The following is a 19,539-nucleotide window of genomic DNA, read 5'->3' as shown; positions in this document are numbered from 1 at the left end:
CAACCTTTGATATCTAATATTACTTTTGTGGAAATATCCCTGCCGTCACAAAGCCGAGCTAGAAGTTTTGCCAAATGAAGTACCGATTTTTATTTTTCACTTTACCCTTTTTATTGGCTATTTTAGATGTATTTGCCCAAAAACCAACTAAGGCAATAGATACGGCATACATAAGGCTACCCGATACGGTCAAAGTTGTGAAAGACACTACTAGAACTATTCGAAAAAAGCCATACCAGATCAAAACAGTAGCTAGAGACGAAAATATTCGATTATCAAAAGTGAGCGATAGTTTGTGGCTGTTGGAAGAAGGCGATTCTGTTTACCTGCTCAGTCTCGAAAGTGCAAGTAGGAAATTAGACCTTTCAAAAAAAGAGCCGCCCCCCGAGGTTCGAATTTGGGACAAGAACGGGATTTTCAATATCAATTTTGCTAATGTAGGGCTAAGTAATTGGGCTGCTGGTGGGCAAAGTTCTATTTCCCTGAGCACAGCTCTCAACTTCACCCTTAAAAGGGAAACAGATGCTTCGATCTGGAATAATACTTTGCAAACTGCATTTGGTATAAGCCGGATTGGTAACAAGACAAAGAAATTCACCAAATCTGACGATGCGATCCAAGTCACTACACAATACAGTTTAAAGATTGATGAAAAATGGAGTGTCTCGGGAAAACTAGATTTTAGTACTCAATACGCTGATGGTTTCAAAACTGTTACTGAAAATGATTCGACTTACGATGAGCTGATTTCAGCATTTATGGCACCTGGCAGAATATTCATTTCTTCAGGTATTCAGTTTCAAGTAAAAGAGGAAAACCTTAAGCTTAACGCACTTCTTTCGCCACTTTCTGGCAAATTGATTTATGTACTAGATAAAAGGGTTCCACCTGAAGATTATGGTCTAGATGAAGGCTCTACTCTTTTGCGAGAAATAGGTATCCAGTTTAACGGTGACCTTACCATGACCTTTAAAAGAAATATCACACTCAACACTGCACTAAGATTATTTTCCGGACTAGATAGAATAACCAAAGTAGATATAAACTGGACTACCAATACACAATTTAAGATCAACAGGTATCTGAATGCAAACTTTAGCACCCACCTTATTTACGACGAGGATATCACTATCAAACGTCTCAACGACAATGGGGTAGAAGAAACTCTTGGCCCTAGAGTTCAGTTCAAGCACGTTCTAAACCTAGGAGTTGCCTTCAAATTTTAGGAGGTTGCTGCAAAAGACCTATATTTGTTCAAATCATAATAACCTGTGCCTTTTTAAGCAAATAATTTAGTATTGACAACCAAAGCCTTATAGGCAAATAAGTTTGTCTATCCTTTTAAACAATCATTAAAAGAAACATTTCATGAGTTTATTAACCGTAGGAACCGTAGCATTTGATGCTATAGAAACGCCGTTTGGAAAAACGGATAAAATAATTGGTGGAGCTGCCACATACATATCTTTAGCTGCTTCATATTTCACAAAAAATGTCAACATCGTATCGGTAGTGGGTGGAGATTTTCCTAAGGAATATATCAAGCTACTTGAAGACCACGGCGTAAATGTAGATGGGTTACAAATCAAAGAGGATGGCAAAAGCTTCTTTTGGGCTGGAAAATACCTCAACGACATGAATACTCGTGAAACATTAGCTACAGAGCTGAACGTTTTGGCTGACTTTGACCCCGTAGTTCCTGAATCTTACAAAAACTGTGAGTTTTTGATGCTTGGAAACCTAGTTCCTGCTATCCAAAAAGCGGTGATCGAGCAATTGCCTACAAAACCAAAACTAATTGTGATGGACACCATGAACTTCTGGATGGATATTGCAATGGGCGATTTGCTAAAAACAATCGCCTTGGTAGATGTGCTGTCGATCAATGATGAAGAAGCTCGCCAGCTTTCAGGTGAATATTCATTGGTGAAAGCAGCAAAAAAAATAATAGCGATGGGACCAAGCACGCTTATCATCAAAAAAGGCGAGCATGGTGCACTACTTTTTAAAGGAGAAGAAATGTTCTACGCTCCAGCCCTTCCGCTAGAAGAGGTGTTTGACCCAACTGGTGCAGGGGATACTTTTGCCGGCGGGTTTATAGGTTATTTGGCTAGCACAGGCGATATTTCCTTTGAAAACATGAAGAAAGCAGTGATTTACGGATCTGCTATGGCTTCGTTTACCGTAGAAGCTTTTGGCACTGAAAGAATCATTGACCTTTCTGAAGAAGAAATGAAAAACAGGGTAAGACAGTTTGGTGAACTGGTTAATTTCTAAAAGAATAAATAAAGTGTTGCCAAGTATTTTAACCTACAAGAACAATGGCTGAAAACATTAAAAAACCAAAAGATTTTTTCGAGTTTGCCAAAATTACTGGGGCAAAAATGGTCGATATGAAATTCGCCGATCTTTTAGGTACTTGGCAGCATTGTACCTACCCCATTGAAACCTGGAGCGAAGATACCTTCAAAGAGGGAATTGGCTTTGACGGAGCGGCTATGCGGGGCTGGCAACATGTAGGCTCGACTGACCTAATGGCTATACCCGACCCTAGCACCACTCAAATAGATCCTTTTTTCAAAGAAACCACGCTAAGCATAATAGCAGATATTTTCGACCCCCAATCGAAAGCTACTTACGAAAGAGACCCAAGGGGAATTGCAAAAAAAGCAATTGCCTATCTACAGCAATCAGGCATAGCAGACACCTGCTATGTAGGGCCTGAGCCAGAGTTTTTTGTATTCGACGAAGTTGGGTATCACCAGAGTGCGAACAATAGTTTTTACAACATAGAATCTACAGAAGGTTCTTGGAACAAAAACCGCATTGAAGAGCCAAACCTAGGCTATAAACCAAGCTACAAAGGCGGTTTTTTCCCGGTGAGCCCTACAGATGGCTCGCAAGACTTGCGAAATGAAATGGTGAGCGCCCTAAGAAAGGTAGATATTATTGCTTCATCGCATCACCATGAAGTAGGTACAGGTGGACAATGCGAAATAGGCCTGAAGCATACCGACCTGCTTAAAATGGCTGATAATTTTTTATGGTACAAATACATTGTGAAGAATGTAGCCAAGCAGCATGGAAAAACGGTGACATTTATGCCCAAGCCCATTTATGCTGACAATGGAAGTGGAATGCACACACATTTTTCATTGTGGAAAAATGGGAACAGCATTTTTTCAGGGGAAAAATATGCAGACCTTTCACAAGAAGCGCTTTGGGCGATAGGAGGTGTATTGAAGCATGCTCCAGCTATTTTGGCTTTTGCCGCCCCAACAATCAATTCCTATAGAAGGTTGGTTCCAGGCTTTGAGTCCCCTGTCAATTTATCATATTCTGATAGTGATCGATCAGCAGCAATACGCATCCCTGTTTACTCAAAAAAGCCTTCTACCAAACGATTTGAGTTTAGATGTCCTGACCCCACAAATAATGGGTATCTGCTGTTTTCGGTAGTGTTGATGGCAATGGTAGATGGAATAACCAACAAGATTGATCCTGGAAACCCATTGGATCAAGGACTTTTTAATATGTCACCTGGGGAGTTGATAGAAACCCCCACTGTTCCAGAAACATTGAACGAAGCCTTAGAAGCCCTTGAAAATGATAATGATTTTCTGACGAAGGGAAATGTTTTTTCTACTCGGTTAATAGAGGCATATATTGAATACAAAAGGGAGAATGAGCTCAATGAAATAGCTTTACGCCCGCACCCCTACGAGTTCTTCTTGTATTACGATTGCTAATACTTTAGCTTACTGAGGAGCAAGGATTTCCTTGTATTTCTCTGGAGAATTAAGAATTTCGATGGCAGCCAACACATCAGGGTTATTATCGAAGGTTGCTTCTATTTTACCCCTATCGAGGTAATACCTAGTTGCTATTTCTTTCTCCAACACTTGCTTTATTTCTTCTTTGAAATTTACCAAATCGAGCTCCTTGTTCTTATCAATACCACTCCTCAAATTATCTATCTGCTTTTTAATATCAGAATAATACCTTTCGCTTTTGGAACTTGCTACCAATTCTTCTAGTGTATTTTCCATTTTGGTAGTGTAGTTGTAATCTTTATCCTTAAGCCAATTTACAAAATTCTGGTACTGCGCATCGTCAAGCTCAAAAATTCTGGTTGAGTCGATTGACTCATTCTTTATTCTGAACTCAGTAGCATAATCAAAGATGAGATTTTTATCTATCAATGCTTTAGTAATAGGTGCATAGACTACTTTTTCTTTTTCTACATCAGGATCTACACCTGCCCCATCAAAAACTACCCGACCATTTTTAGTCTTAAATTCTTCTCTTTTGGACTCAGGTAATTTTATTGGAATACCAAATTCATTTCGGTGGGAGTAATCGATTGCCTGTACACACCTTCCACTTGGGATGTAATACTTGGCAACGGTTACTTTTAGCTGCGAGTTATAGGAAAGTTTTGTCGTAGTCTGTACCAACCCTTTTCCATAAGACTGTCTCCCAACTACCACGCCTCTGTCATAATCTTGCAACACGCCAGATACGATCTCGGAAGCAGATGCACTATTTTCGTTCACCAAAATAGCTAGTGGCATTTTCGTATCGACAGGCTCGTTTGTAGAAGTATAGTTTTTACTCCATTCTTCGCTCCTGCCTTTCATAAACACGATATCCAAACCTCTGTCCAGAAATACATTGGTAATATCCACTGCTTCGTTTAGCAAGCCACCGGGGTTTTCCCTCAAGTCCAAAATGATTTTTTTCGCACCCTGATCTTTCAGTTCTATCACTGCATTTTTAACCTCTAAACTTGCTTGTTGGGTAAAATCGGTGAGCTGAACCAAGCCGATATCGTTCGTGACCATTCCAAAATAAGGAACATTTTTTCTTTTTACTTTGCTGTATTCTAGCTTCAAACTAAGTGGGCTTTCGCTACCAAACCGCTTCACCACCAAATTTACCACAGAACCATCTTGCCCCTTCAGCATCCTTTCCACACTTTCCTGAGGCCTTCCCTTTATATCTATTCCATTGATGTTTATAAGTTCGTCTCCTATAAGCAACCCTCCTTCATCGGCAGCATAACCGAGCATTACATCTGTGATAATAAAAGCCCCCTCTCTTTCGTGCAAAACTGCACCTACGCCCGCAAACTCCCCTGTAGACATGGTTCGATAATCCTCAATCCTGTCTTCGGGAATATAGTTTGTATATGGGTCAAGAGATGCCAACATCGACTCTATAGCCGTTTTTGCCATGCTGGTAGGACTTGTCTCTTCCACATAGTAATGGTTGACCTCCTTAAAGAGCGAGGCAAAAATTTCTATGCTTTTGGCTATTTCAAAATACCTGTCTTTGGGAATAAAAGCAGCCGTGAGCGATAGCAGTAAGAAGAAAAATATAGATAACTTATAAATTTTGTTCCTCATCAGAATAAGTTTTGACCTGATATTTTACCCAATTTGTAGGACGGGATGGTAGCACCTTAGTGGTCACTTTATCTAGTATAACAAATTAACGCTGTATAAGTGCAAGCCTAGGCAACTTTTTCGATATGCTAGGCTTTCACTTATAACTCTTAATAGTACACAACATCTACATTAGGATGCGCCTTTTTATACTTATCAACATTTTTGCTTGAGATTTTGGTATTATAACATTTTAACATCTTTAGGTTCGCCAACCCATCTATTGGCTTCAAGCTTTTTATACCTGTAGTAAAAAACTCTAACTGCTCTAGCTGCCTGAGGGATTCAAGCGGGTTGAGCTTCTTGATTGGTGTACCTGAGCACTTCAATACTTTTAACCCAGACAATCCGCTAATAGCTTCAAGGTCTCCCACAGGTGTGTTCTCAATATCTAGCTCTTCTAAATTGTTCAACCTACTTATAGGCGTAAGGTTATTTACAGGTGTTCTAGAGCATTGTAAAACAGTAAGGTTGGCCAAGCCTGAGATAGGGTCGAGGCTACTTATTTGAGTATTGGAAAAATGAAGTTCTTTTAAGGCCACAAACTCTACCAACGGTCCCAAATCCCTGATCTTATTATTATCAGAAAGGTTGAGCGATCTTAAACTAATTACATTATGAAGTTGCTCCCGAGTGGGGGTGCTTTCCACTGTAGCGTGATCTTTAAATACTTTTATCCAATCTGCCGAAAGGCTTGCCCACCATTTTGTAAGTGCTTCCGTTTGGAAAACAATTAACATATCGGGATGTGCAATGGCAAATGCCTTAGTCGATTCCGCAGGAAGCTGCGTATTGTCGCAGTAAATAGTCTTGAGCTTTGGTGAATTTCCCAAAGGAGCTATAGAAGCGATGGGCGTATTATCCGCTACAAGCACTTCCAGCTTATCAAGTGAACCCAATGGAGATAAATCACTCACTTTCGTTCCAGAAATATTCAGGCTTTTCATGCTACTTACTTTCCCTAGCGGAATAATGCTAGCCACCTGTGTAGAGGAAACATCAATATCTTCTAACATAATGAGATCCATTAACGGGCTCAAATCCGACACGCTAGTGCTAGCACATCGCAATGACTTTAAGTTGAGCAAAGAAGTGAGCGGTGCCAAAGACTTAATTGCAGCATTGCCAGAAACATTTACTTCAGAAATATTGGCTGCTTGCTGAAGCTCTTCTTTGCTTGGCTGAACGCTGATTTTTGCAGTGGTGGAAAAATATTGTTTCCATGCCTGTGGCATTTCCTGCCACCACTTAAGCAATGCTTCCGACTCGTAAATCACCAAGGCGCTCCTGTTGGTTTGCATGAACATTCTAGCCTCAGCTTTAGTAATCTGTGTATTGTCACAATAAACCTTTTCCAATTTGGTAAGCGAAACCAATGGTTCTAAGGAAGATACTTGGGTATTATTGCAGAAAAGCAGGTTTAAGCTACCCAACGGTTTTAAAGGACTTAGATCGGTTACTGGCGTGCTTTCAATATTTAATATTTTCAAGTTGGACAAGCCACTCAATGGCGTAAGGTCAGCATTTCTTGTATAAGAAAGGTTGAGGTGCTCTAAGCTATAAATTGCAGAAAGCGGAGTCAAGTTCGTAATTCGAGTATCGTAAAAACGTAAATCTTTCAAGTGCTCCAAGGCTGCCAATGGTTCAAGGCTGAGGATAGGAGACGTATAGCAATGCAAAATTTCTAGCTTAGGAAAATTAGCCAAGGGAGAAATATCCGATACCAATGTTCCATTGCAATACAGTTCTTTTAGATTGATAGAATATTTAAGTGGTTCTATGTTACTGACTAGGTTTTGAGAACAGTTTAGTATCTCTAGCCTCGTAAGGCTTCTTAAAGGACTTAGGTCATTGATACTCGTATTTGAAATATTGAGCTTTTTTAGGTCTGTCAGCTTGCTTAGTGCACTAAGCTCTCTTACACTTTTGTTATTTGACAAATCTAATTCTTCCATTGAAACTATTCGCTTCAACTGTTCCACGCTGAGCGTATCGTCCAACACAGCCAAGTTTCTTTTGAATATTGCCTGCCAATCGTAAGAAAGCGTAGACCACCAATTATTAAGCTCCTCTGCTTCGCTGAGCCTTGTGGTGTACACACTTACTATTTTTAAATCTTTATTTATCCTATCCACATTCACTTCTACAAAGCGCTCTTTGTTCACATTTACCGCTTCCCCATCTATGTTAATCCCCTGTAGATTCCTATTAAGACTCACTCGGACATAGAGCACATTATCATCGTTTACAAAATGGTTTACATCTGTGATATTGAATTCAAATTTTGCATACTTATAAAAGAAATCAACATCCTTAAGGTATGCCTGAATATCTTTGTTGGTAACTACTTCACGCCCTTCTACCAAATCATCCTCTACTTGCACCTTATCATCGCGAAAAAGCTTCAAGTAGCTTTGGTTAATAATAATGTCTTTTTCGTTTGGGGTGGTACTGGAGTCCCCAATGGTGTTGAGTGTAAATTCCAAAAAACGTACAAGCTCTGCTGATTGCTCTTTATACGACTCGATTTCTTCGGCAGGCAACTCTGCTTGCGCTTTCGCCTCGAACGTACCAAAAGACAGAGCCAGCACTAGTAAAACTTGAGAAAAAATGATTTTGGCGCAAAATGTCCTCATGCTTATTTATTTTTAATAAATGAATGTTTCGGATTAATTACCTCTAAAAAAACTTATGTAAAGTCTAAAATCATACTCAAACAAATTCAGGCAATTCGAATAAAGCTAATCAACTGCATTTGTTTAAGTATAAAGATGAAAAAGAAATTGCACAGGCAAAAGCATTTGCCAGTGCAATTGTACTTAGAGCATGTTTAAATTTTATCTGTTCCACTTGAAAACATAAAATTCTATACATACGCTAAGCACAAAAGAATACTGAGCTCGGCTTTACTGCCTATAAATGTACTTTACAAAAATATCTTTATGCTCTGCTGGAAGTTCCATTAGGTTAGATATTAACCAACCCTTATTTAAGCCAGGGCGGTTAAATTCTGATAGTTCAAAATACCATCCGTCAACTTGGAAAAAGTGGAATTTTACATCGTTGACTGTCACAAATTTGATCTTAGAATTCTTAAACTCATACAAGAAAATAGACAAATAATCTGGATGGTATTCTTTTGCCGTATAATCTTCTACATGCTCATGGCTTTTAAATACTTTCACCAAGTTCATGAAATCGAGTTCATGGCTCATAGGATGCAAAAAGAGCCGCTGAGAAGTTGTATCCGAAGAAAACAGCTTGGCAAATACGTCAGAATAGGCGTTGGTCATTACCCATTTATAACCTTTGTTTTCTTGCTCCAGCTTTAGGAACAAAGTTACCTCCTCTGCTTTCCCATTGAACAAAACAGAAATTTGAACCTCGGCAAACCAATCTTTGCCATGAAAATCTAAAAATATTGGGCTTTGCCCATTATTTACCTTCGAAATAAACTGAGCCTTTTGGCTACTGGAAATATTTTTATTTTGCCCATCGAACAAAATATTCAGGTACTTTTCTCTGGTAGACAAATCTCTGTACCTATTGTCCTTTTTGCTATACTTTACCCCGTCTTTTCCTTCTTCGTTGTTAAATCGCCTAAAAAACTGGTTGACTTGTTTCGTTTCGGCATAAAGTGCCGTTTCGTCGCCTAAGTAATTACCCACCACTTGGGCGCTGGCCTGGGAGGAAATAAGCACTAGTAGGAAAAAGGAAAGCAACCTTGATAATCTGTTCAGCTTCATTTGGTCTGAAAGTTAATGGTGAAAATGCGTAAAGCAGCATCCTATGAGGAATGTCTATTTCTTACGCTTCAAATACAGATGAATTTTAAAAGTAGAGGTGCTTTCTTCAGAAAGTTGGTTTTGGGTTGGAAAAACTATCGGACTGTCTTTATACAAGCAAAAGCAAGTCCTTTTTTATCAAAAACCTGATGCTACCATATAATATATGGCTGCACCAGGTCAGTTATATTTCAATTATCTAGCCTTTAGAAGTCTCGCTTACTCTGATATCGCCAAGCAATACATCCCAGAACTTGATGGTACGACCACTGATTTGAGTAGATTTCCTTTCTACATACACAGTGATGTCTTTCTTTGTAGTATCAACATACTTCAAGCCATCGTCAGATTCCCCTTCAAAACGTTGGTAGATAGTAATAACCCCTACATATCTTCCATCGGGTTGCAATTCAAGATCACTTATGTACTGGATATTGAACCACTCAATAGTTACCCTATCGTAGTTCAAGGCCATTAGCCTTTTGAAGTACTCCCTGATACCATAATACTTGATAGCCTTTCGGTTAACAGAAGAAACTCCCATTTGGCTTCCGTCGGCAAAAAGCTCCATAGCTCTGTCAATCACCCTGTTTGCCTCAGAAAAAGGAGTTTCCTTGTTTCCAATAATACTCACATATTTACTCAAATCCCTCACTTTTTCCATAGCCAAGGAGTCAATGGCTATTTTACGTTCAGGGCTTATTTCGTTTTGAGCCTGTGCGGAAAAAAAGCAAAGCACAAGTGCACTTACTGCTATTATATTTTTTAATGACTTCATATACTTATTTCAATTTTGTTAATTCAAGTTCTTTTATCTTCCCATTGGCATCGAATACGATATTCTCAATAGTATCAGCTTTCTTTTTCTGATCTTTCAAGTATTCCAAGTACTTCTTGATAGTAGTTGGCCTGTCATAATCTTTTTCGCCATTTTCTTCGCTAATTACGACGAGTACTGGTGCTTCAGGAGAACTGAACAAGCTCAACGCTTGGTTGATTTGCATATTAGCTTCACTCACACTTGCAGCACTTGAAATACCACCAAAGAAGCTATTCAATTTATACTGAGGAGAATTCATTTCCCTTTGCCTAGCCAATTCTGCTTCTTTTAGTCTAGCCGCTTCTTCCGCTTTGCGCTTCAATTCTTCACGCTCTGCTTTCAACTTAGCCTCTACTTGTGCTATAAGCGCCAAAACTGTAGGATCCTGGATGTTCATCGCTTTTATTTCAGCTAGCGCTTGCTCTTTTTCATCTAGCGTCATGCTGGCGTCGGTAAGCAACGCTTGAAGCTTTTTCTTTGCTTCCGCTATTTTCAATTCCTCTGCGGTAGGCTCTGTAGTCACTGGTTGTTTTTTACAGCTAACAATTCCCATAGACATACTAGAGAACAAAGCTAACATCAACAATCCGCTGACACTCATCATTTTTAAAGATTGGATACGTCTTCTTACATTTCTAAGGACGTTTTTGCTGTGTTTTGTAATCATGACTTTGAATTCTTTAGGTTTTTGGTTTTGGATGTTACTAGTCGCCAAGTTAGGCAAAAATTGTATTTGATCTGAAAAACCAGCTTTTTTTAATACGTCATAGGTATAAAAATAACCGATACCCGAATGAGACATTTAATTGATCGATTATGCCAACGGATACAATTTTCAAACAAACGTTAATAACAAAAACCTTTCCATAAGTAAGAGCACAAACAACCTCTTAATACTCGTATCGAGCACTTCTCACAAAACAAGGCTCTTCCGAAACTTTTCCATAGCAAAAAGCAAAAAAATAAGATCGTTAATTATCGTTCCATCTTTTTTCTTATAATTCCGTACCTTTAATAGTTGGCAACTGCTCCTTCTACAACTTCCCAATATATCAGCCTTTAGTATTTATTAAGTCTCCTTTTAGCCTTTAAACAGTACTTGCTACGTTTTTAGGGTAAAGTTTTTGTTTATACTCAGCATACTCTCAATAAAAGCACCCTCACAAATATGAAGCTTAAACTCCCAGAAGAATTGATGTTATTGGCCCTGAATGATCATACAGGAAATATAACACCAGCAGCAGCCATGTACATCAACTTCAGCATGTCTTGTGCAATCTTGTTGGAGTTAGCTATTGCAGAGCGTATTCAGCTAAAAAACAATGTTTTAGAGCTTTTTGACGAGGGTAAAAAAGTAAGGGACCCTTTGATTTTAGAAGGGCTTGAAGCGATTGAGAAATCGGGTAAAAAATACACCATCGACCACTGGACCCAAGAATTGGTTTTCTATATTGAAGACTTTCAAAAAAAGCTTCTCGATTCGCTCATAGATAAGGGCATCCTGATAAAGGACAAGAAAAAAATAATAGGGATATTCAGCAAAAGCAAATACATCTTGCAAGCCCCAGAAGTGAAGCAGCAGATCACCAAAAGGCTTCACGAACTTGTACTAAACAGCCCCAAACCCAGTGCCCGTACAATCATGCTGATAAGCTTGGTAGGTGCTTGCAACCTTACGGGAGAGGTTTTTAAGGATGCAAAAAAACAAAAAATAGCGCGGGAGAAAATTGAAGATATTAGTATGAATATGATAGCTGGTATAGAAATCAACAGGCTCATCCACGATATTCAAGAAGCGGTAGGGCGAGCAGTAAATACCGCTGTCCCTATTTTGCCCAACTAAGCTGCAAAAAAGCCCAACCAAGAGGACATCCTCTCTTGAGTAAAAATTGCGCTATTTGTTGCCTCGCTCCCCTATTAGCTACATATTATTTATACTACTTTTTGGATATAAAAAAACTTGGCTAGCAAACTTACCAACCAAGTTAAATCTTTAAAGAAATACTCTACTAACTTCCGCTTTCTCCTTCTTCAACTTTCTTCTTTTTTTTCTTTCCTTTCTTTTTTTCTTTTTGAGAACCTTCTTGCCCCTGTTGTCTTCCTCCTGCTTGTTCTTGTTGCATAGCTTGATATTCAGCAAATTGGCTTTCGGTGAGGATAGCTTTCAACTCTTTGTTTATATTCTGCCTCACTTCCCGCATTTGCGAACGCATTAGTTCCCTGTCCCCCTCACTTTCTTCAAAAATAACTTTCATCTTTTCTGTAGAAGCATTGTAAATTGCTTCTACTTTAGGAATTTGTTCTTCGGTTAGGTTACACCTTTCCTTAACTGCAGCAAGCTGCTTTTTGGTCCTTTCTTCCATATTGCCTCCACCTCTGGGCTGGGCAATACTCCAAGAGCTGATAAATACCAAAAGGGAAAACAGTAAAAAACACTTCTTTTTCATGATTTTAAAGACTTAAAATTTGTTGAAAATAAATTATGGTAGTTTACAGACAAGTCTTAAAACACTCAAGTGATTCTGCATCCAATTTACATTAATACTTGGAACAAATAAAATGATAAAGGTTTAATCTGAATAAAAAGTTGGGTATGCTCCAGTTCGAAATACCTAACTTTGTCACTTACCAATAACTAAAACCTGAATGAAAGTTGCTATAATAGGAGGCGGAGCCGCTGGTTTTTTTTCTGCTATTGCATGTGCCCAAAATAACCCAAAAGTCAAAGTTGAAATTTTGGAGAAAACCAGTAAACTCCTTTCCAAGGTAAAAGTATCGGGAGGTGGGAGGTGCAATGTAACCAATGCTACTTTTACTATTTCGGAGCTTCAAAAAAGCTACCCTAGAGGGGCAAAGCAGCTAAAAAAAGTTTTTCATCAATTCATGACCAACGATACTGTGGAGTGGTTTGAGTCGAGAGGTGTAAAACTAAAAGCCGAAAGCGACAAGCGCATGTTCCCCATCACCAATAATTCTCAATCCATCATTGATTGCCTTTTAAGGGAAACAGTTAATTCAGGAGTTACTATTTCAACAAATTCAGCTGTAGCGAAAATAAAAAAGAAAGAATCGGGAGGTTTTTTATTAGTTACGAACAAAGAGGAACTCCATTTTGACAGAGTAATTGTCACTACTGGTGGAAACCCTAAAAAAACTGGGTTTGACTGGCTTGCCAAACTGAATCACAAAATTGAAAACCCTGTTCCATCACTCTTTACATTCAACCTCCCCAAAAATTCCATTACCAAACTTATGGGGCTTTCAGTACCCGAAGCCCATGTCCGGATTGTAGGAACGAAGCTGAAAGAGCAAGATCCACTGCTCATTACCCACTGGGGGCTGAGCGGTCCAGCTATTTTGAAGCTTTCTGCATGGGGAGCAAGGTTTTTAGCTGATAAAAATTACTCTTTTAATATTCTTGTAAGCTGGGTCGGTAATATATCAGAAGATCAGATGAGAGAAGAGCTCAGGCAAATCTCCAGTGAATTAAAAACAAGGTTAGTAAGTAATAAAAACCCTTTCCAGTGTCCTCAAAGGCTTTGGGACTTCTTACTTCAAAAAACAGATATCCCTACAGAAAAAAGATGGTGCGATTTATCTAAAAAGGAGATGAACAAACTTCTTAATACGCTTATTTCAGATGAATATGAGGTAAGGGGAAAAACCACCTTTAAAGAAGAGTTTGTGACTTGCGGAGGAATTTCACTTCAGGAAGTAGATTTCCAAACTATGGAAAGCAGAGCTTGCAAAGGGCTTTATTTTGCAGGTGAAGTACTCGATATAGATGGGATCACTGGAGGGTTCAATTTCCAAGCAGCTTGGAGTACTGGATATGTGGCAGGACTTAACGCTGGAAAAAAAGTATAAAAAAAGGGTTGCGACTTTGCCGCAACCCTTGGTAATAATTAAGATGAAAGTTTATCTGTTAACGTCCCCTTTAGGGTTAACTCTTATAATTCTTACCCAACCTTTGTATACCTTCTCGCCTTGTGGAGAAGTCAAGGTATAAAAATATGTTCCATCGCTCAAGCTTCCGCCATCCCAAGTATTGTCATAATTGGCATTGCGGTACACTTCCGATCCGTATCTATTGATCACCACCAGCTCCCAATCTTTTCCACCCACACCTTTTACTTCAAACGTTTGGTTATAATTATCTTTTCCAGGAGTAAAGGCATTTGGTATTACTAAATCACACTGGGTAACAACCAAGTCAAAGAAGCCGGCTTCTACACAAGCTGATCCTGATGCGTCTTCCACCATGTAGCGGAAAGTACCAGCTACTTCCGAATTGATCACCAAATTAGGTGAGGTTTCTGTGAACTGTTGGATTACACTTCCTGTGGTTGGATCTACTTGAGACCAAGTATACTCTCCTGTCAGGCCTCCTGATGCGTGAAGCGTGATGTCTTTATACGTACATGTTTCATTATTGATAGAAGCATTTACAACCCCTACCTCCTCTATATCAATTACTCGTAATGTATAGGAAAGAATAGTTGAACATTCATTACCTGGATCTCTATCCTCTACTTTTACAAGAAATTCGTAATCTCCTACAGGCGTGTCCGCAGGAACATCAATGATAAGGCTCGATTCTGTTGTAGAAGTACCTGCTCTCATAAATGCTAAGCTTTCTGCTGAAGTAACTCCCCAATCATAATTTACTTGGCTACTCGAACCATTACTGCCAAACTTTTTAGCAGTCAAAACCATTCCGTTTTGTGGCAAACTCTCCAAGCAGAAGCCTGTAGTAGCAGTTGAAGCAACTATCGTATCAGGTAGGTTACTAGAGAACTCAATTGTTTGTTTCATGATCCTTGAACAACCAAAACCACTTACTTCTACCTCAAAATCATACATTCCCGATGTTTGTCCATCAAAACTCAAGGTTACCGTACTTTCGTCTAGTGCACCAACAATCAAGTTACTATTTGGAGAATTACTCCAATCAAACTCTACTGCGCTACATTCAGGGATATAACCTATTACTTGGGTAAGGCTTCCTTTACATTCTGAAGAGCCTAAGCTATCTGCACCTATCTCTGTTGCCAATTCCAACACCGGAACTTCTATGGCTTTTGTATAAGCACATGCCTCACTGGAGTTTTCGTCCCATATTTTTATAAAGCCAACTTCAGCCTCATCATATACAATGAATTGCAATGTCTGTGTCGAATTGTCATTTAATGTCTCTACTTCATCTATGTTTTCCGATGGAATACTGATATGAACCTGATAAGGAGGAGTTCCGCCCACCGGGGTATATTCAAATTCGATAATCTCTCCTTTACAGAAACCTTTCTCTCCATCGCAACCTTCATTTTCAGGAGAGGAAACGATATTGGTTTCTACGCTAGGCAAGTTTGTAGTAATTGAAGGCACGAGTACACTATCGCTTACTTCGCATATAGCATTTTTTACCTTTACCACTACCTTGTAGTCTTCGCCTTCCTGCAAGTTACTTAACAAGAAAAGATTATTAGTTGATTCTTGTTTCAAACTATCGTTTACGAACCAAGAAATAGTTGCTCCAGCAGTAGGGGTAACGACCACATTAAGTACTAAATCATCTGTGGAATTTTTACAAATTACACCGCCATCAATCGGTAAATCAGCCCCCCATTGCACAGCTAATGGAGCTTCCGTAAACGGAATGTTTATTGGAAGAGTACTTGTACAGCTATTACTAGCTGCATCGGCACTTCTAACAGTAATATTTCCCAAATCACCACCTTCCGAAACGCTGAATCTTAGTGATCCATTGAAAGTATCCCCATCTGCTACATTAACTGTAAATGTGGTATCAGTTGGATAATTAATCGCAACTACCAAATCTTCTTCAATTCCAGTTATTTGATATTTATAATCAGCAATATCTCCCGCTTGGAATTGATCTGTAATGGTACATGCAGCTTCGGTACTTACTAGTTCTATCGTATCCAGCGCAATATCTGCCTGAGGCAATACTGTGAATGACACCGTTACGCTATCTGTACAACCCGACCCATATGTCACATTAGCAGAAACTGTGTAAACATCAGCTTCTAGCCCTACTAATTGTAGCCTTGTATCATCAATATTATTACCTAAAATATTAGTAGAATCCATTGGATGGTTCAAGCCACTCCAAGTCCATAAAGTCCTAATAGCACCTGCTCCCCCCGGCAATATGGTAGCATTGCTTATCAGAATTTCTATAGGATCGACATCCGTAATATCTTTTTCACAGACCGTCTCAGAACTTGCACTCAACTGAGGACTATTTTCCCCTTTTACAGGCAAGAAAATATTCCGAGTAACCGAACATGCCGTTGGGTAAACAATATTGGTCACCTCAATCAATACCTCATTTGCCGAATTACCATTGTGAGTAATGGCAAATGAATGGCTCTCAGTTGTATCACTTTGGGTTACATTATAAACAACACTCCCCGCATAGCTAGCCGTTACCTGCACAGATTGCCCTGCTGTTACATCACTCACATCAAAATTGAAGGTAATTTGATCGCCAATCAAATAAGCTCTCGTTCCGCAATCATCTCTTGTTACATCCGTCAAAGTATCTGTAAGTGTGATTATTTCACTATTTACAAGGTGTAGTTTTGAAGAACCAAGCCCCTCACACCCATTTACATCTACCAGCCTTACTCCTATATCATACACACCAGCCATCAATAATGAACGATCTTCAATTCTAATTGTATCTCCTTTGTCTCCAACAACAATCATTGCCGCTGGGTCAATTGCGCCCATATCCCAATACACCGTATCCAATGCTCTTGGAGAGAATGTATCGGCATTGTCTACCGTAAAATAAATTGGACTACTACTGTTTACCGCCTGAATACATGCTGTATCGTTTTCAATTATTAAAACTGCTGGATTAGTTTCATAAGCCCTTGTCAAGCTCAACCGCACTGCAGGAGTACAAACCCCTGTATATGTATTATTTGAAGCCTGAATCACTAATGGAATAGAAGTAAAATCATCAGGCATAACTACAGTTGCCTTAAATGAAGCTGAGTCTGTCAAGTTAAACTCAGTACTTGAACCTGTAGAAGGGCTAACCTGCTCAAAAGTAATAGGGCTTCCATCGAAAGAAACCGTTATCTTACTTCCTTCGGTTGGAGTCACATCGGTTATCGAAAAATAGTAATCAACCTTTTCACCTGGATAAAATGCGTTTTGGCTACAGCCAACTAGCGCACCGTCTCTATCTGTATTGGTAATTGTTATTGTCTCTTTTTGAACTAGCCTAACAACTATCGATTTTTCGCTCACACATCCAGTAGTATCAGTAAGTGTAGCAGTTATTGTATATTCTCCGTACTGAAGTTTATCTCCTTTGGTAAACATAACAGTATCTTTTAATGCCCCTTTAAAATTAGAAGCATCGGCTACCAAGCCACCCAAATCCCAAACAACACTATCTTTTGTAGCTTTTGGCGAAAATGTAGCAGCGTTGGCTACAGTTAGTAACCAAGGTGAGTCAAGGTTATCACTAATACAAACCGTATCTCTATTCGCCTCCAAATCTGGTTCCTCAAACTCGTAGGCTGGCTCCATCGTTTTACTATACTTGGTTTCGCAAGTGGTAGGGTATTCCAGATTTTCCACTACAATTTCAAAGTCCGAAGTATTGCCCGTATAATTTATCGAAGCCACAAAAGTTGCCGAATCCGAAGAAACAATAATTTCATTCGCCGTGGTATCTGAAGGAAGAACTCTTAAAAATTCAACAGGGTTTCCTGCATAAGTCACCGTAACCTTTGCCTTTTGCGATACAGTTACATCTTTTACAGTAAAGAAGAAATCAACTTTCTCATTCGGATAATACGTATCTTCGTTACAGCCAGTTGGGCGAGGTTGTTCTGTTACAATAACCGGGTCTTCCAAAATTTCTTTTTGAACCACAATCACGATTGCAGTTCCTTCTGCTGTACAACCTCCTTCATCTCCCATTACTGCTTTCACCGTATATTTCCCAGGTGTTATGTTATCACCAGAGACAAAGCTAAGTTGTTCTTTGCTCGATCCTGTAGAAGTTGTATCCGTGCCCATATCGGCATGAAACTCCCAAGTGATAGGAGGTGCTATTGCTTCTGGGTGACTGGTAAAATCACCCAAATTATTCACATTAAAGCTCAAAGGGCTTCCCGCACTTATATCTGCCAAACAAACCACAATTGAATCGGTCCCATTCGCTGTCACTACTTCAGGAACAATAGGAGCATATGATTTATAATTGTAGGTTTCGTCAAACGGACCAAAATCACCTGCAACTTCAACTTGTACATCAAAGTCAGCAACGCCCATAGGAACTGCATATACAAAATCAACAGTCTTATTCTGATCTTGGGTATTAAAACCAGCATCGCCAAGGCTTATGGTAAAAAGTTGAGAGTTGTTTGATTTATCAGTAAAAGTAAAAGTCCAATCAGTCACATTTCCTTTAAAGCCACTTGTAGGATCTTGCACTGGGAGTAGCATCGCAGTTGCCTGCCAGTTAGAAGGAGGTGTTTGTTCACAAAAGGGAGCAGGACAACCATTTCCGTCATCTACTAAGTCATCTCCATTAGCATCTTTTATATAAGCCATTAACCTCAATACATCTGAGGTCATAGTCATTTGGCTATACCTAGCATCGAAACATTCATGGTCTTTGGGGCGAATTGTTAGCTCCCAGGTACCTGGGAATTCAGAATTAAGTGTTATAGTAGCCCCATTAGGAAAGTCATCTTCTAGTGTAAACTCTCCGCCTGGCTCTATTTCTATATTTTTCGCCGTTCCAGATACATCCGTAATCATCGGCTTTTGCCAGTCATCTGTTTTTACTTCACAAGGAATGGTTGCATTAGAATCATCGAATTTAATAACAAGCTCAAATGCGTCATTGTCTCCTTTTATTACCGAGTTGTTCGTAAAGATTACATCCTCACCAAAGCTTCCAATAACCTTTGTAGGAGTCAAAATCAAATCTGGAGAAGCTATGGCAGAACCAGTTGCGCTTATGGTAAAGTTACCTTCAACCCCTGCGACTCCCTCTACCATTACATAGTAGACTTCATCTGCTGCTGTGGCAGCAAAAGTCATTGTGGTTGTTCCATTATCAAGTACGGCACAATTAATCTCACCCCCATTATTTATAGCTCCTTCAGGATACGCAGCTACTGCAAACTGTTTGGGGTTTTGGATATTTTTTAGGTTAATCTCAATATTACCAGCGGCTTGGGCTTTTACTTTAAACCAAGCACTTTGGCTTACTGCCCCGCCTAAGCAAGATGGTGTTGGGTCACCTGCCTCTGTACCATAAAGGCTGTTACTTATGGATACACCTAATTCACTTGCACAAATAAACTCTGCATCGGCTCGGTTATTTGCCAATTGTGCATACGTAGTGAGATGTGTAAAAATTCCTAACACAACCAGAAGGAGTACTTTTCTCATTCCTTTTATTCTGACTTTTTTTTGCGCGTTCATTTTT

Annotated in this window: 12 protein-coding genes; 5 read left to right on the top strand and 7 right to left on the bottom strand. The window is 39.3% G+C overall.

Annotated elements, in window-relative coordinates; translation table 11 throughout:
* Positions 1-74 precede the first annotated feature (74 nt).
* From R9C00_28165 to glnA, 3 genes are all read left to right on the top strand, one after another.
* The gene (locus R9C00_28165; protein WPO35577.1) at positions 75-1,226 is read left to right on the top strand and encodes a DUF3078 domain-containing protein; all 1,152 of its coding nucleotides are present in this window, start codon (positions 75-77) and stop codon (positions 1,224-1,226) included.
* A gap of 142 nt (positions 1,227-1,368) precedes the next feature.
* Positions 1,369-2,277, top strand: coding sequence for a PfkB family carbohydrate kinase (locus tag R9C00_28160; GenBank protein WPO35576.1), 909 nt, complete (start codon positions 1,369-1,371; stop codon positions 2,275-2,277).
* Positions 2,278-2,321: 44 nt separating this feature from the next.
* On the top strand, positions 2,322-3,749 hold the full coding sequence (glnA, locus tag R9C00_28155) for a type I glutamate--ammonia ligase (protein ID WPO35575.1): 1,428 nt from the start codon (positions 2,322-2,324) through the stop codon (positions 3,747-3,749).
* Positions 3,750-3,758: 9 nt separating this feature from the next.
* Here the strand turns inward: glnA and R9C00_28150 are convergent, their stop codons facing one another.
* From R9C00_28150 to R9C00_28130, 5 genes are all read right to left on the bottom strand, one after another.
* Positions 3,759-5,408: a S41 family peptidase gene (locus tag R9C00_28150; GenBank protein ID WPO35574.1), complete on the bottom strand. Its 1,650-nt coding sequence runs from the start codon at positions 5,406-5,408 to the stop codon at positions 3,759-3,761.
* A 149-nt stretch (positions 5,409-5,557) separates the two neighbouring features.
* Entirely contained in the window at positions 5,558-8,083 is a 2,526-nt protein-coding gene (locus R9C00_28145) for a hypothetical protein (GenBank protein ID WPO35573.1), read from the bottom strand.
* A 270-nt stretch (positions 8,084-8,353) separates the two neighbouring features.
* On the bottom strand, positions 8,354-9,193 hold the full coding sequence (locus R9C00_28140; GenBank protein ID WPO35572.1) for a hypothetical protein: 840 nt from the start codon (positions 9,191-9,193) through the stop codon (positions 8,354-8,356).
* 238 nt (positions 9,194-9,431) lie between these two features.
* On the bottom strand, positions 9,432-10,010 hold the full coding sequence (locus tag R9C00_28135) for a hypothetical protein (protein WPO35571.1): 579 nt from the start codon (positions 10,008-10,010) through the stop codon (positions 9,432-9,434).
* A 4-nt stretch (positions 10,011-10,014) separates the two neighbouring features.
* Entirely contained in the window at positions 10,015-10,719 is a 705-nt protein-coding gene (locus tag R9C00_28130) for a hypothetical protein (protein WPO35570.1), read from the bottom strand.
* 501 nt (positions 10,720-11,220) lie between these two features.
* Between R9C00_28130 and R9C00_28125 the strand changes: the two genes are divergently transcribed.
* Positions 11,221-11,895: a GPP34 family phosphoprotein gene (locus tag R9C00_28125; protein ID WPO35569.1), complete on the top strand. Its 675-nt coding sequence runs from the start codon at positions 11,221-11,223 to the stop codon at positions 11,893-11,895.
* Between the two features lie 166 nt (positions 11,896-12,061).
* On the opposite strand, the gene R9C00_28120 is transcribed toward R9C00_28125, so the two are convergent.
* On the bottom strand, positions 12,062-12,499 hold the full coding sequence (locus R9C00_28120; protein ID WPO35568.1) for a hypothetical protein: 438 nt from the start codon (positions 12,497-12,499) through the stop codon (positions 12,062-12,064).
* A 199-nt stretch (positions 12,500-12,698) separates the two neighbouring features.
* On the opposite strand from R9C00_28120, the gene R9C00_28115 reads away from it, so the two are divergent.
* Positions 12,699-13,919, top strand: coding sequence for an NAD(P)/FAD-dependent oxidoreductase (locus tag R9C00_28115; GenBank protein WPO35567.1), 1,221 nt, complete (start codon positions 12,699-12,701; stop codon positions 13,917-13,919).
* A gap of 51 nt (positions 13,920-13,970) precedes the next feature.
* On the opposite strand, the gene R9C00_28110 is transcribed toward R9C00_28115, so the two are convergent.
* Positions 13,971-19,502: a gliding motility-associated C-terminal domain-containing protein gene (locus R9C00_28110; protein ID WPO35566.1), complete on the bottom strand. Its 5,532-nt coding sequence runs from the start codon at positions 19,500-19,502 to the stop codon at positions 13,971-13,973.
* Between the last annotated feature and the right edge of the window lie 37 nt (positions 19,503-19,539).

It is taken from the genome of Flammeovirgaceae bacterium SG7u.111, from assembly GCA_034044135.1.
GTDB lineage: Bacteria > Bacteroidota > Bacteroidia > Cytophagales > Flammeovirgaceae.
This window is presented reverse-complemented; position numbering and strand designations above follow the sequence as displayed.